16 protein-coding genes and 2 tRNA genes are annotated in these 20,035 nt (G+C 64.5%); 7 read left to right on the plus strand and 11 right to left on the minus strand.

Going from position 1 to position 20,035, the window contains the following annotated elements; genetic code table 11:
- Positions 1-6: 6 nt before the first annotated feature.
- Positions 7-840 carry a methyltransferase domain-containing protein gene (locus QMK31_RS02485; RefSeq protein WP_283499351.1) on the minus strand — a complete coding sequence of 278 codons (834 nt, stop codon included), beginning with the start codon at positions 838-840 and terminating at the stop codon, positions 7-9.
- A 50-nt stretch (positions 841-890) separates the two neighbouring features.
- Between QMK31_RS02485 and QMK31_RS02490 the strand changes: the two genes are divergently transcribed.
- Positions 891-2,954 carry a M3 family metallopeptidase gene (locus tag QMK31_RS02490; protein ID WP_283499352.1) on the plus strand — a complete coding sequence of 688 codons (2,064 nt, stop codon included), beginning with the start codon at positions 891-893 and terminating at the stop codon, positions 2,952-2,954.
- A gap of 113 nt (positions 2,955-3,067) precedes the next feature.
- Entirely contained in the window at positions 3,068-3,838 is a 771-nt protein-coding gene (locus tag QMK31_RS02495; protein WP_283499353.1) for a DUF8692 domain-containing protein, read from the plus strand.
- A gap of 11 nt (positions 3,839-3,849) precedes the next feature.
- Here QMK31_RS02495 and QMK31_RS02500 read toward each other — a convergent pair whose 3' ends face one another.
- From QMK31_RS02500 to QMK31_RS02525, 6 genes are all read right to left on the minus strand, one after another.
- A complete protein-coding gene (locus QMK31_RS02500; RefSeq protein WP_283499354.1) occupies positions 3,850-5,007 on the minus strand; it encodes a benzoate/H(+) symporter BenE family transporter in 1,158 nt (385 codons plus the stop codon).
- A gap of 31 nt (positions 5,008-5,038) precedes the next feature.
- The gene (clpX, locus tag QMK31_RS02505; protein WP_283499355.1) at positions 5,039-6,316 is read right to left on the minus strand and encodes an ATP-dependent Clp protease ATP-binding subunit ClpX; all 1,278 of its coding nucleotides are present in this window, start codon (positions 6,314-6,316) and stop codon (positions 5,039-5,041) included.
- A gap of 132 nt (positions 6,317-6,448) precedes the next feature.
- Positions 6,449-7,147 (minus strand): ATP-dependent Clp protease proteolytic subunit, encoded by a 699-nt coding sequence (locus QMK31_RS02510; protein WP_502852286.1) that lies wholly within the window; start codon positions 7,145-7,147, stop codon positions 6,449-6,451.
- A 27-nt stretch (positions 7,148-7,174) separates the two neighbouring features.
- On the minus strand, positions 7,175-7,777 hold the full coding sequence (locus tag QMK31_RS02515; RefSeq protein ID WP_092110813.1) for an ATP-dependent Clp protease proteolytic subunit: 603 nt from the start codon (positions 7,775-7,777) through the stop codon (positions 7,175-7,177).
- A 164-nt stretch (positions 7,778-7,941) separates the two neighbouring features.
- A complete protein-coding gene (gene tig / locus QMK31_RS02520) occupies positions 7,942-9,351 on the minus strand; it encodes a trigger factor (protein ID WP_283499356.1) in 1,410 nt (469 codons plus the stop codon).
- A 43-nt stretch (positions 9,352-9,394) separates the two neighbouring features.
- Positions 9,395-9,468, minus strand: a tRNA-Pro gene (locus QMK31_RS02525).
- Between the two features lie 184 nt (positions 9,469-9,652).
- Between QMK31_RS02525 and QMK31_RS02530 the strand changes: the two genes are divergently transcribed.
- Positions 9,653-9,726 (plus strand) — tRNA-Gly (locus QMK31_RS02530).
- A 107-nt stretch (positions 9,727-9,833) separates the two neighbouring features.
- On the opposite strand, the gene QMK31_RS02535 is transcribed toward QMK31_RS02530, so the two are convergent.
- The 4 genes from QMK31_RS02535 to QMK31_RS02550 all read right to left on the minus strand — a co-directional run bounded on the left by QMK31_RS02535 (position 9,834) and on the right by QMK31_RS02550 (position 13,667).
- The gene (locus QMK31_RS02535) at positions 9,834-11,426 is read right to left on the minus strand and encodes a multicopper oxidase family protein (RefSeq protein ID WP_283499357.1); all 1,593 of its coding nucleotides are present in this window, start codon (positions 11,424-11,426) and stop codon (positions 9,834-9,836) included.
- Positions 11,427-11,531: 105 nt separating this feature from the next.
- Positions 11,532-12,533 (minus strand): Fpg/Nei family DNA glycosylase, encoded by a 1,002-nt coding sequence (locus QMK31_RS02540; protein ID WP_283499358.1) that lies wholly within the window; start codon positions 12,531-12,533, stop codon positions 11,532-11,534.
- A gap of 6 nt (positions 12,534-12,539) precedes the next feature.
- On the minus strand, positions 12,540-13,037 hold the full coding sequence (locus QMK31_RS02545; protein WP_283499359.1) for a ribose-5-phosphate isomerase: 498 nt from the start codon (positions 13,035-13,037) through the stop codon (positions 12,540-12,542).
- 9 nt (positions 13,038-13,046) lie between these two features.
- On the minus strand, positions 13,047-13,667 hold the full coding sequence (locus QMK31_RS02550) for a mycothiol-dependent nitroreductase Rv2466c family protein (protein WP_283499360.1): 621 nt from the start codon (positions 13,665-13,667) through the stop codon (positions 13,047-13,049).
- A 161-nt stretch (positions 13,668-13,828) separates the two neighbouring features.
- Between QMK31_RS02550 and QMK31_RS02555 the strand changes: the two genes are divergently transcribed.
- The 4 genes from QMK31_RS02555 (at position 13,829) to QMK31_RS02570 (ending at position 19,893) form a co-directional block, all read left to right on the plus strand.
- Entirely contained in the window at positions 13,829-15,421 is a 1,593-nt protein-coding gene (locus QMK31_RS02555) for an MFS transporter (RefSeq protein ID WP_283499361.1), read from the plus strand.
- Between the two features lie 114 nt (positions 15,422-15,535).
- Positions 15,536-17,107, plus strand: coding sequence for an SDR family NAD(P)-dependent oxidoreductase (locus tag QMK31_RS02560; RefSeq protein ID WP_283499362.1), 1,572 nt, complete (start codon positions 15,536-15,538; stop codon positions 17,105-17,107).
- Between the two features lie 103 nt (positions 17,108-17,210).
- Entirely contained in the window at positions 17,211-18,314 is a 1,104-nt protein-coding gene (locus tag QMK31_RS02565) for a hypothetical protein (protein WP_283499363.1), read from the plus strand.
- A 22-nt stretch (positions 18,315-18,336) separates the two neighbouring features.
- Positions 18,337-19,893 (plus strand): AAA family ATPase, encoded by a 1,557-nt coding sequence (locus QMK31_RS02570; protein ID WP_283499364.1) that lies wholly within the window; start codon positions 18,337-18,339, stop codon positions 19,891-19,893.
- Positions 19,894-20,035: the final 142 nt, after the last annotated feature.

Below are 20,035 nucleotides of genomic sequence, written 5' to 3' on the forward strand. Positions count from 1 at the left end.
AGAAGGTCAGGCGCGGGCCAGAATCTCCCCGTGCGGCATGCCGAACCAGCCGTCGGGGTCGCGCACCCACTCCCGCCAGGCCGCGGCCATGCGTTTGAGGTCGGCCAGGTCGGCCACCCCTGACTCGATGGCGTGGGCCGCGAAGCTGGATTCGGTCACCCGCACCGCCCACGAGTTTCCCCACCATTCGCGTTCCGCGTCGGCCGCGAAGCACCAGACGGATGCGCTGCTGGTCACGTCGGTGAACCCGGCGCGTCGGGCCCAGGTCTTGAGCGAACGCCCGGCGTCGGGGTCGCCGCCGTTCCAGTAGTGCACCTCACGGTAGACCCGCATCCAGTCGATCAGGCCGTCGATGGCAGGCGCGATCATGACACCCCCATAGTCCACGTCGCGGGCGGCGAACACGCCACCCGGCCGCAGCACCCGGCGAATCTCCGCCATCGCCGCGACCGGATTGGCCAGGTGCTGCAGCACCTGGTGGGCGTGCACGATGTCGAAGGTGGCGTCGGCGAAGTCGAGCGCATAGACATCACCAACCTGAAAGCTCGCGTTGTGCACCGCCTCGTCGGCGGCCAGGCCGGCCGCACGTTCAACGATCTCCGTTGACGCGTCCAAACCGACCACCCGTCCGGGAGCGAGTCGCCTGGCCAGGTCGACCGTTATCGTGCCGGGTCCGCAGCCGACATCGAGCAGCACGGCCCCGGTGTGCAGCTGCGGAATGAGGTACGCGGCCGAGTTCGCGACCGTGCGCCAGGTGTGGGAGCGCAACACGCTCTCGTGGTGGCCGTGGATGTATTCGTCGCGTGGCGCGGACTCTGAGCTTTCGTTCAGGTGTGTCATGGTCAGATCCTACGCGCCGCCCGGGCGGCCTCGGTGGTTAGGGTGGAGGCATGGCCCCTACCGCGAACAATCCGTTTTTCGCCCGCAGCACGCTGCCCTACCAGCTGCCGCCTTTCGCCGCCATTACCGACGAGCATTACCGGCCCGCCTTTGTGCGCGGCATGACCGAGCATCTCGCTGAGGTCGATGCCATCACCGCCACAGCGGATGCCCCCACCTTCGAGAACACGCTCGTCGCCCTCGAGCGCAGCGGGCAGACGCTGGCGCGGGTGGCCGAGGTGTTCTTCAACCGGAGTTCCTCCGACTCGAGTGATTTCACCGCTGATCTTGAAGAAGAACTCGCACCGCTACTCGCCGCCCACGCCGACGCCATCCGGCTCAATCCCCTCCTCTACGCGCGCATCAGCGCCGTGCACTCCCAGCGGACAAGCCTTGATCTCGATGGCGAGTCGCTCTACCTGATCGATCGATATTTCACCGAGTTCACGCTGGCCGGGGCCGGCCTGCGCGACGACGACAAGCAGGCGCTGCGTGAATTCAACTCGCGGCTGTCGACCCTCACCACACGGTTTGAAAAGAATCTGCTGGCCGACACCAACGAACTCGCGCTCGTCATCGACGACGTGGCCGAGCTTGACGGCCTGACCGAAGGCGAGGTCTCGGCGGCCGCCGAGGCTGCCCGGGAACGCCAGCTCGACGGAAAGTATTTGATCAGCCTGGTGCTCCCCACGTCGCACCCGTACCTCGCGGGCCTGACCGACCGGGGCGTGCGCGAACGGTTGCTCGCGGCAAGTCGAGCCCGCGGCATCCGCTCTTCAGCGGCGGGAGCCGGCACCGACAACCGGCCCCTCGTGATCGAAATCACCCAGCTGCGCGCCGAACGGGCCCGGTTGCTGGGCTTCGACAGCCATGCTGCCTATGTGACCGCCGATGAGACAGCCAAAACGCCCGATGCTGTCTGGAACCTCCTGTCGAGGCTGGCGCCGGCCGCCGCCCGCAATGCCGTACTGGAGCAGGCCGACCTGCAGTCCGTGATCGATGCCGAGGGCGGCGGTTTCGAATTGGCGGCGTGGGACTGGGCGTTCTACACCGAGAAAGTGCGCCGGGCCAAATATGACGTCGATACCGCCGCCATGCGCCCATATTTTGAGCTTGAGAGCGTGCTGCAGAACGGAGTGTTCTTTGCCGCCAACCGGCTGTACGGCCTCACCTTCACCGCCCGGCCCGAGCTGGTCGGCTGGCACCCCGAATCGCGCGTCTTCGAGGTCACCGCCGAGGATGGCGCTGCCGTCGGGCTGTATATCGGCGACTTCTATACCCGCGATTCCAAGCGCGGCGGGGCCTGGATGAACGCCCTGGTCTCGCAGTCCTCGCTGCTCGGCACCGACACGTCCGTCGTCTGCAATAACCTCAACGTGTCTAAACCGGCTGCCGGCCAACCCACCCTGCTCACCTACGACCAGGTCACCACCTTGTTCCACGAGTTCGGTCATGCCCTGCACGGGCTGCTGGCGCGCGCCACCTATCCCAAGTTCTCCGGCACCAACGTGTACCGAGATTTTGTAGAATTCCCCAGCCAGGTCAACGAGATGTGGATGCTCTGGCCCGAGGTGCTCGCCAACTACGCCCGCCACTTCGAGACCGGCGAGCACATGCCGCAGCATTTGGTCGACCGCATCCAGGTGTCGTCAGCCTTCAACGAAGGTTTTCTGACCAGCGAATATCTCGCCGCCGCGCTTCTGGACCAGGCCTGGCATCGCATAGACGCCGCCACGACCGTCACCGACGTGGCCGACTTCGAAGCGGATGCCCTCGCCTCCGTCGGTCTTAACAATCCGATCATTCCCCCCCGCTACGCGAGCACCTACTTCGCCCACACGTTCTCTGGCGGCTACGACGCTGGCTACTACTCCTATATCTGGAGTGAGGTCCTCGACGCCGACACCGTCGAATGGTTCAAGGAGAATGGCGGCTTGACCCGCGCGAACGGTGATCGTTTTCGAGACCGCCTGCTCGGGGTGGGCGGTACCAAGGATCCGCTCGAGGCTTACCGCCACTGGCGTGGCCGCGACGCTGATCTGCAGCCGCTGCTGGACCGACGAGGCCTCAACTAGCCGCGCACACCATTCGCTCTCCCCCGGCCGCGTGGCGGGGGCCGCTAAATGTCGTCGGCGACCCTCAGCATTGAGGATGTGCACATGATGTGCCCGCCGTAGGCTCTTGGGCCATGGACGTTCCGACAGGTCTCATTCAGGGCACGGGGCGGCGACGGTTTCTCTGGATCGCCGCCAGCATTCTTGCCGTCATGCTGGTGGGCGGGCTCGTCTCGCACTACCTGCGCGCGAACATCGCCGTCAGCACCCCTGGCTGGCGAGGCCTCAGCGCACTGGCCAGCCTGCTCTACGCCGACGGCGAAGCGAATTTGTGGGCCTGGGCCTCCGGGCTGCTCTTGGCCGGCATCGGGTTGTGCCTCGCTGCTGTCGGGTTCGCCGCTCGAAATGAAACGGAACGGGGTGCACCGTATTTCATACTCGCCGCTATCGCCGTCGAGTTATCAGCCGATGAAATCGCACAGTTACACGAAAAGCTGGCCCGATTCGATCTCGGGACCCGTATAACATTCGCCTGGCTCACCGTCGGCGTGCCACTGGCCATTGTCGCCGGCTTGCTCGTGCTCTGGGTAGCCAGGAAGATTGACCGAGAGCTTCGCCGCCGGCTCATCGTCGCGGGAATCATTTACCTGCTGGGCGCCGTTGGCTTTGAAGCCATTGGCGGCATTGTGGTGGGAGGCCAACTCGACGACCTTTCGAGGGCCAGTCTGCCCTACCATCTGCTGGTCGGTATCGAAGAGGGGCTCGAAGTGGCCGGCGCCCTCCTCGCACTGCGTGCGGGGCTGTCAGGCCTGATCGCGGAACGCACGGCGGCCGGAATCCTGGTGCGGACCCGCTTCGGTCGGGCCGGCAACGACGCCACCAATCGTGCCACGGCGGCGCCATGACCCCGGTCAGGTTAGTCGGGCCGGGACCTGCCCCACCCCAGCCAGAGCATTAAGACGCCCCCCACCACCAGGCCCCAGAACGCCGAACCGATCCCCACGATCGTGACGCCGGAGGCGGTGACCAGAAACGTCACGATCGCGCTGATGCGATGTTCAGGTTGTGCCAACGCAGCGGTGACGCTCGTGACCAGTGCCCCGAGCAGCGCCAGGCCGGCCACAGCAACAATAAGGATCGGTGGCGACGCGGCCACGAGCGCTGTGGCGAGTCCGGCTCCGAGACCGAGCACGAGATAGCCAAAACCCGAAGCGACCGTCGCGATCCACCGTTTGGACGGATCACGGTGGGCGTCCGGGCTCGCCATGAGTGCCGCCGTGATCGCCGCAAGGTTGATACTGTGCGCGCCGAACACGGAACCGATCATGGTTCCAATACCCGACCAGAGCAAAATCGACCGTGGCGGTGGCCGATAGCCGAAGGTCGACAGCACGGCGAAGCCGGGCACGTTCTGGCCGGCCATCGTCACAACGAATAGCGGCAGTCCCAGGCTCACGATCACCAGCGGGTCGAAGATCGGAGCGACCACGACCAGGGCGGGAGCCGCCGTCGATGCGCTGAACCAGTCCGTCCCGGCCGTCAGGCCGATGCCGATCGCCGCAACGACCATCGCGGTCGGAACCGCCCACCGCGGGGCCAGCCGATACAGCACCAGCCAGACCAGCACCACGGGCAGAGCCAGGAGCGGTTGCTCGATGGACGCTTGAATGGGAGCAAGGCAGATGGGAAAGAGGATGCCGGCCAGCATCGCCCCGGCGAGGGGCTTCGGAATGCTCGTGATGGCTCGACCGAGCGGAGGCAACAGGCCGCACAGAACGATGAGCGCACCGCAGACCAGGAAGGCGCCGACGGCCGCGCTGAAATCTTCGGTCGTGGCGCCCGCCGCGACCAGAAGCGCTGCGCCGGGAGTCGACCAGGCAAACGAAATAGGCATTCGAAAAAGCCAGGGCAGAACGATGCAGACCACGCCCACGAGGATGCACAGCACCAGCAGTCCAGAGGATGCCTGCGCCTCGGAGGCGCCGACGGCGCGCAGACCCGCGATGACCAGCACGAACGAACTCGCGAACCCCGTGATGGCAGCGACGACACCGGTTGAAATCGGCTGAAGCACACCCGACAAAGCCGGTGGACGGAGCACCCTGTTAGGCCGACTTCACCTGGTGGGTCTTCTGAAGCACCATTTCGGCTGGCGCGTTGTTCAGTACCGTGTCGCGGGTGATGATGACCCGCTCAACGTCGGTGGTGGACGGCACCTCGAACATGACCGGACCGAGCACCTCTTCGAGGATGGCCCGCAGCCCGCGGGCGCCGGTCTTGCGCAGCACGGCGAGGTCGGCAATGGCTTCCAGTGCCGGCTGTTCGAACTCGAGTTCAACGCCGTCGAGCTCGAACATGCGCTGGTACTGACGCACCAGGGCGTTCTTGGGCACGGTCAAGATCTGCATGAGAGCCACCTGGTCGAGCTGGGTGACCGTCGTGACCACGGGAAGGCGACCGATGAACTCGGGAATCAGTCCAAATTTGTGCAAGTCTTCAGGTAACACCTCGCTGAACAGGTTGACGTCGTCGCCCTTGATGTGCAGCGGCGCCCCGAAACCGATGCCCTTTTTTCCGGCGCGGGACGAGATGATATCTTCGAGCCCGGCGAAAGCGCCGGCCACGATGAACAGAACGTTCGTGGTGTCGATCTGAATGAATTCCTGGTGCGGATGCTTACGCCCGCCCTGCGGGGGCACCGACGCGATCGTGCCCTCGAGAATCTTCAACAGCGCCTGCTGCACGCCCTCGCCCGACACATCGCGGGTGATCGAGGGGTTCTCGGCTTTCCGAGCGATCTTGTCGATCTCGTCGATGTAGATAATGCCGGTTTCAGCCCGCTTAACGTCATAATCAGCGGCCTGAATGAGCTTGAGCAGAATGTTCTCGACGTCTTCACCGACGTAACCGGCTTCAGTAAGTGCTGTCGCATCCGCTACGGCGAAAGGCACGTTGAGACGCTTCGCGAGGGTCTGCGCCAGATAGGTCTTGCCGCAGCCGGTGGGACCGATCAGCAGAATGTTTGACTTGGCGATCTCGACGTCGTCGTGGATGGCTTCCGCCGCAGTGAGCGTGGCCCGGGACCGCACGCGCTTGTAATGGTTGTACACGGCAACGGCGAGAGCACGCTTGGCGGGTTCCTGGCCGATTACGTATTCCTCGAGGAAGCCGAAGATCTCTTTGGGCTTGGGGAGGTCGAATTCACCGGCGGTGGCTTCAGAGCCAGCTTCCGCCAGGCGCTCTTCGATAATTTCATTGCACAGCTCGACGCATTCGTCGCAGATATATACGCCGGGGCCGGCGATGAGCTGTTGTACCTGCTTCTGGCTCTTTCCGCAGAAGGAACACTTGAGCAGGTCGGCACTTTCGCCGATTCGGGCCATGTCAGCCTCCTCCATTGGTCTCGCTGCAATTGAGCCTAGCCTGTGCGTGTGACAGTTACGTGCAGCGCGCCACAAACCGAAATGGCGCGCCGCCCAAAGGCGACGCGCCAGTCGGCCGGTTCAGGTTGCAGACTATTTGACGAGCATCGGAAGGTTCTTGCGGCTGGTCAGAACCTGGTCAATGAGGCCGTATTCGAGGGCATCGGCAGCGCTCATGATCTTGTCGCGGTCGATGTCCTTGTTGACCTGTTCCACGCTCCGGTTGGAGTGATGCGCGAGGGTCTCTTCAAGCCAGACTCGCATGCGCAGAATCTCGGCCGCCTGAATCTCGATGTCCGAAGCCTGTCCACCGCCCTGACCGCCAACCGAGGGCTGGTGGATCAGGATGCGCGCGTTCGGCAGGGCGAGACGCTTGCCGGCGGTGCCGCCGGCAAGCAGCACGGCCGCAGCGGATGCCGCCTGGCCGAGGCACACCGTCATAACGTGCGGGCGGATGTACTGCATCGTGTCGTAGATCGCCGTCATCGCGGTAAACGATCCACCGGGCGAGTTGATGTACATCGTGATGTCGCGGTCGGGGTCCTGGCTCTCAAGCACGAGGAGCTGGGCCATGACATCGTCGGCGGAGGCGTCGTCAACCTGCACGCCGAGAAAGATGATGCGGTCTTCAAACAGCTTGGCGTAGGGGTCCTGACGCTTGTAGCCGTAGGCGGTGCGCTCTTCGAAGGTGGGGAGGATATAGCGGGATTCGGGCATACCAGAATTAGTCAGGTTCTTGGTCGAGTCGCCCATCGAGCTGTAGGCCGTTCCACCGAATGTGGGGATAGTCATGAGTTCTTCCTGTTCAGTTTCGGTGGGCTACTTGGATACATCGGCGTCGGGGTCGGTGCCGCCGCCGCCGATGACGTCCGAAGCGGATGCGCGAAGGTGGTCGACGAAACCGTATTCGAGGGCTTCCTGGGCGCTGAACCAGTTGTCGCGGTCGCCGTCGGCGTTGATCTGTTCCGGGGTTTTACCGGTCTGCGCGGCCGTGATCTCGGACAGGCGCTGCTTCATGTCGAGGATGAGACGGGCCTGAGTCTGGATGTCGGCGGCCGTGCCACCGAAGCCGCCGGACGGCTGGTGCAGGAGCACCCGCGCGTTCGGGGTGATGTACCGCTTGCCCTTGGTACCCGAGGTGAGCAGGAACTGGCCCATCGAGGCCGCCATGCCGATACCGACGGTGACGATGTCGTTGGGCACAAACTGCATGGTGTCGTAGATCGCCATGCCGGCGGTGATCGATCCGCCGGGAGAGTTGATATAGAGGTAGATGTCGCGTTTGGAATCTTCCGCTGCCAGCAAGAGGATCTTCGCGCAGATCTCGTTCGCGTTTTCGTCACGGACCTCTGAGCCGAGCCAGATGATGCGGTCCTTCAGCAGTCGGTCAAATACACCGTTGGTGGGTGTCGGGTCGGCCATGTCGTGCTCCGTTTCAGTTGTCGCTTCTCAATGAATCTATCGGAGCAGAGCGAGGAAAACGGCTCTGTTCGCCCTCGGCAGATTACCGGGCCCCACACACGTGCCCCGCAGCATGCAAAAGGCCGGCTGGACGAATCCAGCCGGCCCGTGCATGCAAACAGGTGCTACTTCTTGGCAGCAGCCTTCTTCTTCTTGGGCTTCTCTTCAACCTCAGCGTCAGCCTCGGCGACCGGAGCTGCCTCGGCGTCGCCAGCAACGGCATCCGCTGTGCTGTCATCGTTGGCAGCGGTGTCATCGTCAGCCGGACCAGTGAACTCGCTCAGGTCGACCGGCTTGCCGTTGGAGTCAACGACCTCGGCCTTGCCCAGGGCAATGGCGAGGGCCTTGTTACGGGCAACCTCGGCGACCATCGACGGGATCTGGCCGTTGGTGTTGAGCGTCTGCACGAACTCGCTCGGGTCCATGCCGTACTGGCTGGCACCCTGGATGAGGTACTGGGTGAGCTCGTCCTGGCTGACCTTGACCTGCTCAGCTTCGGCGATCGTGTCGAGCAGAATCTGCTGACGGAACGTCTTCTCGCTGGCTTCGGTAACCTCGGCGCGGTGCGTGTCGTCTTCGAGGCGGCTTTCGCCTTCGAGGTGACGGTTGACCTCGTCGAGGATGATCGCGGCGGGGATCGGAACCTCGACCGAGCCGAGGAGAGTCTCGATAAGACGCTCGCGGGCCTGGCTGCCCTGGCCGAAGGCCTTGGACTTCTCCACCTGAACCTTGAGGCTCTCGGTGAGTTCGGCGATGGTGTCGAACTCGCTGGAGATCTGAGCGAAGTCATCGTCGGCGGCGGGAAGCTCGCGCTCCTTGACGGCGATGACAGTGATGGTAATCTCTGCCGTCTCACCCTCGTGGTCCCCGCCCATGAGGTCGGAGTTGAAGGTCGTGGTCTCGCCGGCGCTGAGTGAATCGAGCGCCTCGTCGATGCCGTCGATGAGGTCGCCGGAGCCGACCTCATAGGAGATGCCGCTCGCGGTGTCGACCTCTTCACCGTCGATCGCGGCGTTCAGGTCGATCTGGGCGAAGTCACCGGTCTTGGCGGGGCGGTCGACCGTGATGAGCGTGCCGAAGCGGCTGCGCAGCTTGTCGAGTTCCTCGGCGACCTCGTCGTCGGAAACCTCGACGGCGTCGACGGTGAGTTTGAGGCCGGCGTAGTCGGGCAGGTCGATCTCGGGGCGCACGTCAACCTCGATGGCGAGGAGCAGGTCACCGGAGAAGTCGGTGTTGCTGGGCCATTCGACGATGTCAGCCTCGGGGCGACCCAGCGGGCGCAGTTTGTTCTCTTCAACTGCCGCGCGGTAGAAACCATCGAGGCCCTCGTTAACGGCGTGCTCCAGAACGGCAGCCTTGCCGACGCGCTGGTCGATGATGGCCGGCGGAATTTTTCCCTTACGGAAGCCGGGGATGTTGATGTCCTCGGCAATGTGGCCGTAGGCGTGGGTGATGGCTGGCTTCAGCTCGTCTGGGCTCACCGTGATGGTGAGCTTGGCGCGCGTGGGGCTCAGTTTTTCGACCGTGGACTTCACTCGAGACTCTCCTGTGTATTGAAACGGTGTGCTGCGGATAATGTCGGGGCGACAGGAATTGAACCTGCGACTTCTCGCCCCCAAAACGAGCGCTCTACCAAGCTGAGCTACGCCCCGGATCTGCTTCGACCCGTCGGTACTACTTTTGTTGGGGAATCAATCCGTTACGCAGGCGAAAGCCCACGATACGCAGATTGACCTCAGCCAGTCTAATGCACGCCATTCGAGCGGATGCGCGCCGACTGGCATCGGGCACCCGGTTTCTTGTACTACGCTATCCCAGTGCCTGAATGTTGGGCGTGGGGTCGTAGCTCAATGGTAGAGCCTGAGTTTTCCAAACTTATGACGCGGGTTCGATTCCCGTCGACCCCTCCACGCAGCGCCAGGCCTGCAGGGCAACATCCGCAGTGAGACATTCGCAGTGAGAATCGAAAGTCGCCAGCCCCCAGCTGGCGGCTTTCGCTCGTTAAGCGGATGCGCGCCTAGTGCCCGTGGGCCGGCGACAGCACCCGAGGCCCGCTGCCGACAGCCAGGTTTGATGTGGGCACCATGGCATCGTGAGCGGTCGGCGGCGTGCCGGCCTTGCCGCCCGGCTTGACGACGACGAACTGGCCCATCATTCCGGCGTCTTCGTGCACGAGCATGTGGCAGTGGAACATGTACGGAAAGTCGGGATTAGTGTATTCGGCGAACTGCATAATTAGTTCGTAGCGCACCCCTGGCTCCAGATAGATCGTGTCCTTCCAGCCCGAGAGTTCGGCCGGGGGCGGCTGGGTACCGACCCGCAGCACCTGAAATTGCACGGCGTGAACGTGAAAGTTGTGCGGCAACGGCATGGCGTTGTCAACGGTCCACACCTCGGTGGCGCCCGCCTCGACGGTCTCGTCGATGCGGGTCATGTCCATCAGCTTGTTGTTGATCGTGTAGCCGTTGAGGGTGAAGGAGCGGTCGGTGGCGGCATCCGCTTTCTGTAACGGCTCGATGGAGGCGAGGGTGGTCGATGGGGCGCCGATGCTGCTGAGCGTGGCGGCAGCACGCAACTCCAGGACGTCGAGCGTGTCATCGCCGGCGTTGCGCGTGGCGGCACTGGCCGAGGTGCCGAGGTCGGGTGGGGTGGACTGCAGGTTCACCGTCTCGCCAGGGGTGAGGTGCACGAGGATTTCGGCGCGCTCCCCCGGCGACAAGCGGATGCCGTCCATCGGTGCCGCCTCCGGCAGCAGTCCCCCGTCGCTCGCGATCAGGTCGAAGGACCGGCCGTCGCTGAACCCGAAGTCGTACACCCGGGATGTGGATCCGTTGACGAGGCGCAGCCGCACCACCTCGGAGGTGACGTCGAGGTAGGGCGCGAGCGTGCCGTTGACGAGAAGTTGGTCGCCAATCGGCCCGATGTAGCCGCGCACGTCGGTGACGAACTGACCGTTCTCGTCGAAACGGCGGTCTTGCACCACCACCGGAATGTCGTCGACACCGTAGCTGCGGGGCAGGGTCAGTGCCGCCTCCTCGTCGTCCTGCAGGAGAAAGAGTCCGGCCAGGCCCATTTCAACCTGATGTTCGGTGTTGCCGGCTGGGTGCGGGTGGTACCACAGGGTCGATGCTGGCTGGTCGATCGTGAAGTTCGGACTCCAGGTGGCACCCGGCTCGACCATCTGGTGCGGGCCACCGTCCATCTCGGCGGGCAGGCTCATGCCGTGCCAGTGCACGGTCGTGGCCTCATCAAGGGCGTTGGCGACGTTGATGCGCACGTTCTCGCCCCGCTTGGCGACGAGGGTCGGGCCGAGGTAGCTGCCGTTGTAGCCCCACGTGTCGGTGGCGACACCCGGCACGAACTCGGTGCTTCCAGCCTGGGCTTCGAGGTCGAAGACCCGTTCGCCGGCGGCATTCACGGTCGATTCGGCGAGCGGCGGAATGGCGAGCGGGTTCACGAAATCGATCGCGCCGACGGTGTCGATGACGCCGGCGCCGTTGTCGCTCGAGCAGGCGGTCAGCCCTGCGGCCAGTAGAACAGCGCTGACGACGGCGCCGCTGACCATGGTGGCAACACGACGACGGGGGCGCACAAATCGACGAGGGAGCATGGTTCTATTTTCGCAGCCTGGCCCGGGCCGCTAAACCACGGGCTGTTAGAACTTCGGGCAGTTAAACTAGGGGCCGGAATCCGCGGGCACTCCCACCACGAGGCGTCAGGCCTGGCAGCGCGGGCACCAATACAGTTTTCGTGCCGCCATCTCTTCGAGCACAATATGGGTGCCGCAGACCCGGCAGGGCAGGCCCTCCCGTTTGTACACCCAGTGCCGGTCGGCCCGATTCTTCAGGGCAAGCCGGTACTCGTCGCCCTCGAGCTTGTCCATGGTCATCATCTGCCCGGTCGCCACCCCAATGTGCAGCAGGTGCGCCCAGTCTTGCCAGAGCGCGCGCACGGTCGTTTCGCGCAGGGACTTGCCGGGGACGTGCGGGTTGAGACCGGCCCGAAAGAGCATCTCGGCACGGTAGACGTTTCCGATGCCGCTGACCACTGTTTGGTCCATCAGCAGCCTTCCGATTGGCGTGGGCTTCTTCTGCACGACGGCCACGAAGCGCGCTTCGGCCTCCGGCGTGTTGTCCAGCTCGGGATCCGGCCCGAGCTTGGCGATGACGGCGTCGACCTGGGCCGGGTCGAGCACCTCACACGCCGTCGGGCCGCGTAGGTCAGCGCACACCGTGTCGCTGAGCAGGCGCACCCGCACCTGGCCGACCGGTTCGGGCGGAAAAGTTTCGGCGAGGTCGATTTGCTTTTCTTGTTCCGACATTCGTACCCGCGTGCGACGTGGAGCCCCGATGCTGAAAATCGAGTTCTCGCCGGCAGCGTCGAACGTCGGGGCGGGATCTCCCGCATCAAGGTCGGTGCCGTGCTGGTTGGTCTGGCCCATCCGACCATTGGCCGAGGCCATCGTGGCATCCATCTGAATCTCGCCACTGAAATCCCAGGCGCCGTACATTCCCAAATGGATGCGCAACCACAGTCCGTGGTCGAACTCCAAAAACATCTGCTTGCCGACGGCACGGGCATCCGTCACGGTGTGCCCGCTGAGCTGCTGGGCACCGGTCACGAACCGGCCCTGTGGCGAACTGACCGTGACCCGGTGGCCGACGAAGTTTCGCTGGAACTGCCGGGTAATGCGGTGAACGGAATGACCTTCGGGCACGTCAGGTCACTTTTCGTCGACGTCGACGCCTTTTCCGGCGATTGTTCCGGTTCGCTCGTACTCACCGAGCTGACGGATGCGTCGCGCGTGCCGCTCCTCGTCGCTGAACGGCTCGTCGATGAACGCGTCGATGAAGCCGGTGGCCTCCTCGATGGTGTGCTCGCGGGCACCGATCGAAATGATGTTGGCGTCGTTGTGCTCGCGGGCGAGCCGGGCGGTGGAGAGGTTCCAGACCAGTGCCGCGCGGGCCCCGGCAACCTTGTTGGCGGCCATCTGTTCGCCGTTGCCCGAGCCGCCGAACACAACGCCCAGCGCGGCGATACCGCCTTCACGGTCGTCGACGGTGGCCTGCGCCGCGTTGATGCAGAACGCCGGGTAGTCATCGAGGGCATCGTACGACGTTGGCCCGTGGTCGATGACCTCGTGGCCGGCCGCACGCAGGTGGGTGATCAGGTGGTGGCTGAGGTCGAGTCCGGCATGGTCCGTGGCGATGTGGATGCGCATGGGAGCAGTCTATTTAGTGACGACCGTTGTCGCGAAAATGGGTTCGCGGGTGCGGCTGCGCTTCAGCTCGAAGAATCCGTCGTAGCCGGCGAGGGCGACGACGCCGTCCCAGAGGGCCAGAGCCGCGTCACCCATCGGCGCCGGTGAGATGACGGGACCGAAGAAGGCGACCCCGTTGACCGCGATCACCGGGGTGCCGACGTCCTGGCCGACCCGGTTGATGCCGTCGAAGTGACTGGCCCGCATCTGGGCGTCGTATTCGTCGCTGTCAGCGAAGACAGCGAAGCTCGCCGGCAGGCCCACCTCGGCGAGCGCCGCCGGTATAACCTCGTCGGGATTGCTGTTGCCGCCGGGATGAATCTGGGTGCCGAGGGCATCGTAGAGTGCCTTGACCATGGGCTGGCCGTGCAATTGCTCGGCGGCAGCGACGAGGCGGGTGTATTTAAGCGCTCGGGGAAAGAATGCGGCGTACTCCTCACTCACCTCGTTGTCTTCATTGAGAACGGCGAGGCTCATGATGTGCCAGGTCACCTCGAACTCACGCAGGCGGGCGACTTCGTCGACCCAACGGGAGGTCATCCAGGCCCAGGGGCACGACGGGTCAAACCAGAAATCAACGGAATCAGTCATGCCCTCAGCCTAAGCAGACTGGCTGGGTCCTCCCCGAGACAGAAATGGTCGTTCGGGCAATACCCCACGTAAGGGGGTATTGTAGCTAAGTTGAAAAAATAACTGCACCACGCAGTACGGTTCCACGTCGCAAGCACAATATCTCCACGGGAGAAATTAATATGCCCACTGACCGCAGCACATCCAACGCAAATTCCGGCGCCTCTAGCGCCACTAGCGCCTCTGGCGCATCGGCCTCCAAGGTGAAGCCGCCGAAGGCTCTCCGACGCCGCCGCATTTCTGTGAGCGATGTCAACGTCGTTGACAAGCCCATCATGAAACGTGCCCTCGGCGGCACCATCGTGGGAAACACCATGGAATGGTATGACGTGGGTATCTTCGGCTACCTCATCACGACGATGGGTCCCGTCTTTCTGCCGGAGGCCGATGCATCCGTTCAGACGCTGTTTCTTCTCGGAACCTTTGCCGCGACCTTCTTCGCCCGACCGCTGGGCGGGGTGTTCTTCGGCTGGCTCGGCGACCGGATCGGCCGGCAGAAGGTGCTCGCCACCACGCTGATTTTGATGGCCGCCTCGACTTTCGCCGTCGGGCTGCTGCCCGGCTACGCACAGATCGGCGTCTGGGCGGCGGTGCTGCTGGTGTTCGTCAAACTCGTGCAGGGTTTCTCGACTGGCGGCGAGTATGCCGGGGCAACGACCTTCGTGAGCGAGCACGCTCCCGACAAACAACGTGGCTATTTCGCGAGTTTTCTTGATATGGGCAGCTACCTGGGGTTCGCCATCGGTGCGTCGCTCGTTTCGGTGCTGCAGCTCATGCTCGGCCAGGACGTCATGGAGGCCTGGGGTTGGCGTCTACCGTTCCTCATTGCCGGGCCACTCGGACTGGTCGCCATCTACTTCCGCATGAAGATCGACGAGTCGCCGGCCTTCCAGGCCACGCTCGACGCGCAGGAGGAAGCCCAGAAAAATCCGGTCGGTGCCACAGCCGACACTCCTAAGGGCCCGATCGCCATTTTCAAGGCGTACTGGCGCAACATCATCATCGCTATGATCCTGGTCGCGGCCGCGAACACCGTCGGCTACGCCCTGACCTCGTACATGCCCACCTACCTCACCGAGAACAAGGGGTACGACGAGCTACACGGTACGGCGCTGACCATTCCCATTCTCGTGGCTATGGCACTGTGCATCCCTCTGGCTGGTCGTCTGTCTGACCGCATCGGGCGTCGCCCGGTGCTGTGGACGGGCGCGATCAGCACGGTCGTGCTGGCCTACCCGGCGTTCCTGCTCATCGGCGTGGGTTCAATCTGGTCAACCCTGCTCGGCCTCGCCCTCATAGCGTTCCCGGTCACCTTCTACGTCTCCAACCTGGCCTCGGCCCTGCCGGCCCTGTTCCCGACGGCGAGCCGCTACGGCGCGATGGGAATCTCGTACAACTTTGCCGTGGCCATCTTCGGCGGAACCACGCCGTTCATCATCGCGGCGCTCATCGTGGGCACCGGCAACGACCTGATGCCGGCCTTCTATCTGATGGGCACCTCGCTGATCGGTGCGATCGCCATCTTCTTTCTCAAGGAATCGGCCAACCGTCCACTTCCAGGTTCAATGCCGAGCGTCAACAGCGACGAGGAAGCGCACGAACTGGTCAAGACGCAGGAAGATAACCCTCTGCTCGACACCGACGAGATGCCCTTCGACCACACCTTCGAGCCGCCGACGAATGCCATCCCGATTCAGGAACCGGCCAGGCTGTAGTTCCGTTATCGTGGGCGGGCGTGTGCGGCTTCGGTCGCGCACGCCCGTTGTGCGGTCTGGGCTGACGCAGATCCCCAAACGGATGCTCACAGTCGGTCCGCGTAGAATTTGCGGATGACCACCGCGCCCCCCACCACCGCGCCCGCCAACGGTGCGCCCGCCAACGGTGCGCCCGCCAAATCCGGCGGATTGCCCGCGAGCGTACCAGAGCCAGGGGCGCCTTCTGCCGCGAGCGCCGGAATCGACCCGCACGACCTCGAGGTGACCCTGCGGGTGCTCGCCTCCCTCAGCGATATCGACCCGGACAGCGCCGACTTCGTCACCGTGCGACAGGCCACCGCCAAGATGTTCAAGTCGGTCAAGATGTCGCGGCGCCTCGAAAAGCGCGCCGTCATCGCCGACGCCGACCGCAGTGTAATCGCTGCCACGGCCACCGGCGCGCCCACCCGCATCGACGACGAGACCCGCGGCGCGCAGCTCTCGCTCGGCACGAGCGCTGCCACGGCCGGCGAACTGCTGGTGCCCCGCGCCTGCTACATCTGCAAGCAGAAGTACACCGTGGTCGACGCGTTCTACCACCAGCTCTGCCCGAGCTGCGCCCTGTCTAGCCATGCCAAACGTGATGCCCGCACCGATCTCACCGGCAAGCGCGCCCTGCTCACCGGTGGTCGAGCCAAGATCGGAATGTACATCGCCCTGCGCTTGCTGCGCGACGGCGCCCACACCACCGTCACCACCCGGTTTCCGCGTGACGCGGTGCGCCGGTTCGCCGCGATGGACGATTCCAAGGATTGGCTGCACCGCCTGCGCATCGTTGGCATCGACCTGCGCGACCCGGCCCAGGTGATCGCCCTCGCCGATTCGGTCGCCGCTCAAGGCCCGCTCGATATTCTCATCAACAACGCCGCGCAGACCGTGCGGCGCTCGCGCGGTTCGTACTCCCCCCTGGTCGAAGCCGAGGATTCCCCGCTGCCAGACGGCCCGCTGCCCGAGATTGTCTCGTTCGGGCACACCAACGATGCGCATCCGCTCGCCCTCGCCGCGTCGGTCTCCGGTCACCCGCTACTCGCGGCGGCGTCTGGCGCCGGTGCGCTCACAGCGGATGACCTCACCAGGCTCGCCCTCGCGAGCGGGTCGTCGTCGCTTGAACGCCTCGCCGCCGGCACCGCGATCGACGCCGGCGGGCTCGTGCCCGACCTCCACGAAGTAAACAGCTGGACGGCAAATGTCGAAGACGTCGATCCGCTGGAAATGCTCGAAGTACAGCTGTGCAACACGACCGCACCATTTCTGCTGGTGAGCCACCTGCGGGCGTCCCTGACGGCATCCGCTGCCCGCCGCACCTACATCGTCAACGTGTCGGCAATGGAGGGGGTGTTTGGTCGCGGGTATAAGGGGCCAGGTCACCCGCACACCAATATGGCCAAGGCCGCGCTGAATATGCTCACCCGCACGAGCGCGAAGGAGATGCTCTCCGATGGCATTCTCATGACCAGCGTCGACACCGGCTGGATCACCGACGAACGCCCGCACCCCACCAAGGTGCGCCTGGCCGAGGAAGGCTTTCACGCCCCGCTCGACCTGGTCGACGGCGCAGCCAGAGTCTATGACCCGATCGTGCGCGGCGAGGCGGGCGAAGACCTCTACGGGGTCTTTCTCAAGGACTACAAGCCCGGCGCCTGGTAGGTCTCAGTGGCGACCGAACGCCGGATGAAGGGCCTGGACGGCACCGACGTGTCGAGGAAACCACAGGTCAAGGGCGAAAAATTGTCCCTGCTAGGCTGACCGGATGCTGCGCAGCACCCTGATCATGCCGACCGTTGTTCTCGCCCTCGTCGCGCTCAGCGGATGCGCGGCCGAGCCCGTCGCCGAGCCGCCGGTGTCAGCCAGCGCAGCACCGACAGAGTCGGCAGCGAGCGTCTACACCTGCGACGACATTGCCGCCAACGATGACATTGCCACTGCGTTAGCCCCCGCCGACGGTACCCAGCCGAGCCCCGTGGCCGCGACCCGGCCGGGGATGACGCTCACCGATTATGCCGTGCCCTCCCTGGGCGGTCTCTCCTGCTCGTGGCGGGTCGGTGCCGCAGCCGGCAGCCCTCTGGAGTATCCGGCCGATTCCGACTGGGCCTACCTCACCGTCAAGGTCATGCCTGACGGCGCCGCCTCCTGGGCGCCGTCTGCGCTCGGCGACGGCCCGGCTGATCCCCTCGTCGACATCGGCGGCATCGAAGCGGCGACCGGCTGCGGCGACCCCGGCTGCTTCATTTCGGCGCCGGTCGGCGACGCCTGGGTCGAAATCTTTGCCAGTACGATCTTCTTCGGCATCGGCGAGGGCCATTTCGGCGGCCTGACGGCAGATGCGATTCTGGCGCAGATGAAGCCGCTCGCAGTCTCCGTTTTCACCGCTCTGACGGATGCCGCGTCCAGCCAGCTGGTCTGGCCAGCGGTCGACCTGGTCGAACGTGAACCGGCCTGCACCGGCGCACTCAAGGCGCAGGGCGTGGCGATGGCGCTCGGCGTCGACTCTCTCGAATACGAAATCTATGACTCGTCGACCATGGACCCGATCTGGTTCGACCGCTATGTGACGCAGTCCGCTGGGTTATTCACCTGTTACGTCGAAGCAGCCGGTGTTAGCGGCACCTCCATCACGGTCGGCTACGACCTTGCCGGGATCGTCGACACCATGATTTCTGAACCCGACACCGCCGCGGCTCTGCCCCAGATCGTGCTGCAAGGCGCGGTGGACGGGGAGCACGCCGTAAAAATCTGCACCGACACCTCATCGTTTTGCACGGTAATCTTCTCGCTCGGCCAGTCGGCCTACCAGGTCGAGTCGCGCACCGACGCGGTGGCCGTCGCCGAGGCAATCATCGCCCAGGCCCGCTAGCACTAACCGAACGGAGCACGCCATGACCGAGAACACGTTTGATCGAGAATTCGTGCGTTCCTTCAAGAGCTTCATGGACCGCGTCGTGTCACAAGCGGATGACCATACCCGGTCCCGGCTCTCACCGCTCGGCGACGTGATCAGCGCCTTCCTCGATGCCAACGCGTCGACGTTGCCGGTCGTGTCCGAGACACTCGCGGATCATCGCCTGGTCGACGCCGACGTGGCGCTGACTACTCTGGCCGGCCCCGATCCGGCCAGCCTGCTCGGTGTTTCCGGTGGACAGCAGCGTTTTCATTCGAGCCTGTCCGAGCTCGTGGCCAGCCCCTTTCAGGGGTTTGGCCCCGGACCCGTGGACTACTCGGCCAGGGCCACCGGGCCGTCCTCGACCCGTCAGGTGGTCTCGTTCGGCGTGAGACTCATCCGCTTTGACGGCCAGCCGATCGCTGTGCTGCAACGCTCAGCGAACCTGCAATTCGGGCGGGGCACGGCCGAACTCGAGATCATGGCCGTCTCAGCGCACACCGTCACCGCTTTCTTGAAACACCTGCGCAAGCTCATGATCGAGCACAGCGTGCTGCGCGGCCAGGTATTGTCGTTCGTGCAAACCGAATACGGGTCAGGGGCCGGAATCACGTTCCTGGAACGTCCGGTCGTACCGTCGGCTGCCGTCGTACTGCCCGAGGGAATCCTCGGCACCATTACCGACCACGTCATCGGAATCGGTGAGCAGCGCCAGGCTTTGCTCGCCGCCGGGCAGCACCTCAAGCGCGGGGTACTGCTCTACGGTCCTCCCGGCACCGGCAAGACCCTCACCGTGCGCCACCTGCTGAGCGAGACGCCGGGCATTACTGCCGTGCTGCTCACCGGGTCCAGTATCGTGCACATTGCCGCTGCCGCCGAGATCGCCCGCACCTTCGCGCCGTCCATTGTTGTGCTGGAAGACATTGATCTGGTCGCCATGCAGCGCAATGCGACACCGCAGCCGCTCTTGTTCGAGGTGCTCGACGCCCTCGACGGGCTCGACGGTGACGCCGATGTGGCGTTCGTCATGACCACGAACCGGGTGGAAGTACTCGAACGAGCCCTCGCCGAACGGCCAGGCCGGGTCGATCTCGCCGTCGAAGTGCCGTTGCCAGAGCTGGCCGAACGCGAGCGGTTATTTCGGCGCTACGCAGGAGAGCTCCCCTTCACTCCCGAAGCCCTCGACGCGGCTGCCCTGCGCTCGGAGGGCGTGACCGGGTCCTTTGCGAAGGAGCTCATTCGACGCGCCGTGCTGCGCGCCGCCCTGCGCGCCGCCACCGTCGACGACGACGACCTGCGCGTAGCCCTCGACGACCTGCTCTCGGCGGGCGAATCTCTCACCCGCCGGCTTCTGGGCACCCGCAGCGGTGATACCCCGCGCTGGCAGCCCGATGAGGAGCCGAACGATGGGCCGCACGAAGGTAGCTACGTTCCACTTCATGGTGCGGTGATGACACGCGAATTCGCCGCCTTCAGCGTGAGCGGGCCGACACCACCGCCGACACCAGCGGACAACGGTCACGACGAGTCCGAGCACACCGACCATTCCCGCTGAAGGCTCAGCGCTCGCAGCCAGCGCGATGATGGCGGAATTGAATCTGACGCCCTCGGCCTCCGCAAGCCGAACGAGCACCCCGACGTGGAACACGACGACGGTCGCATCGGGTTCACGCCGAGGCCCCCATCGTAATCATCGT

It is taken from the genome of Cryobacterium sp. PH31-O1 (assembly GCF_030063455.1).
GTDB lineage: Bacteria > Actinomycetota > Actinomycetes > Actinomycetales > Microbacteriaceae > Cryobacterium.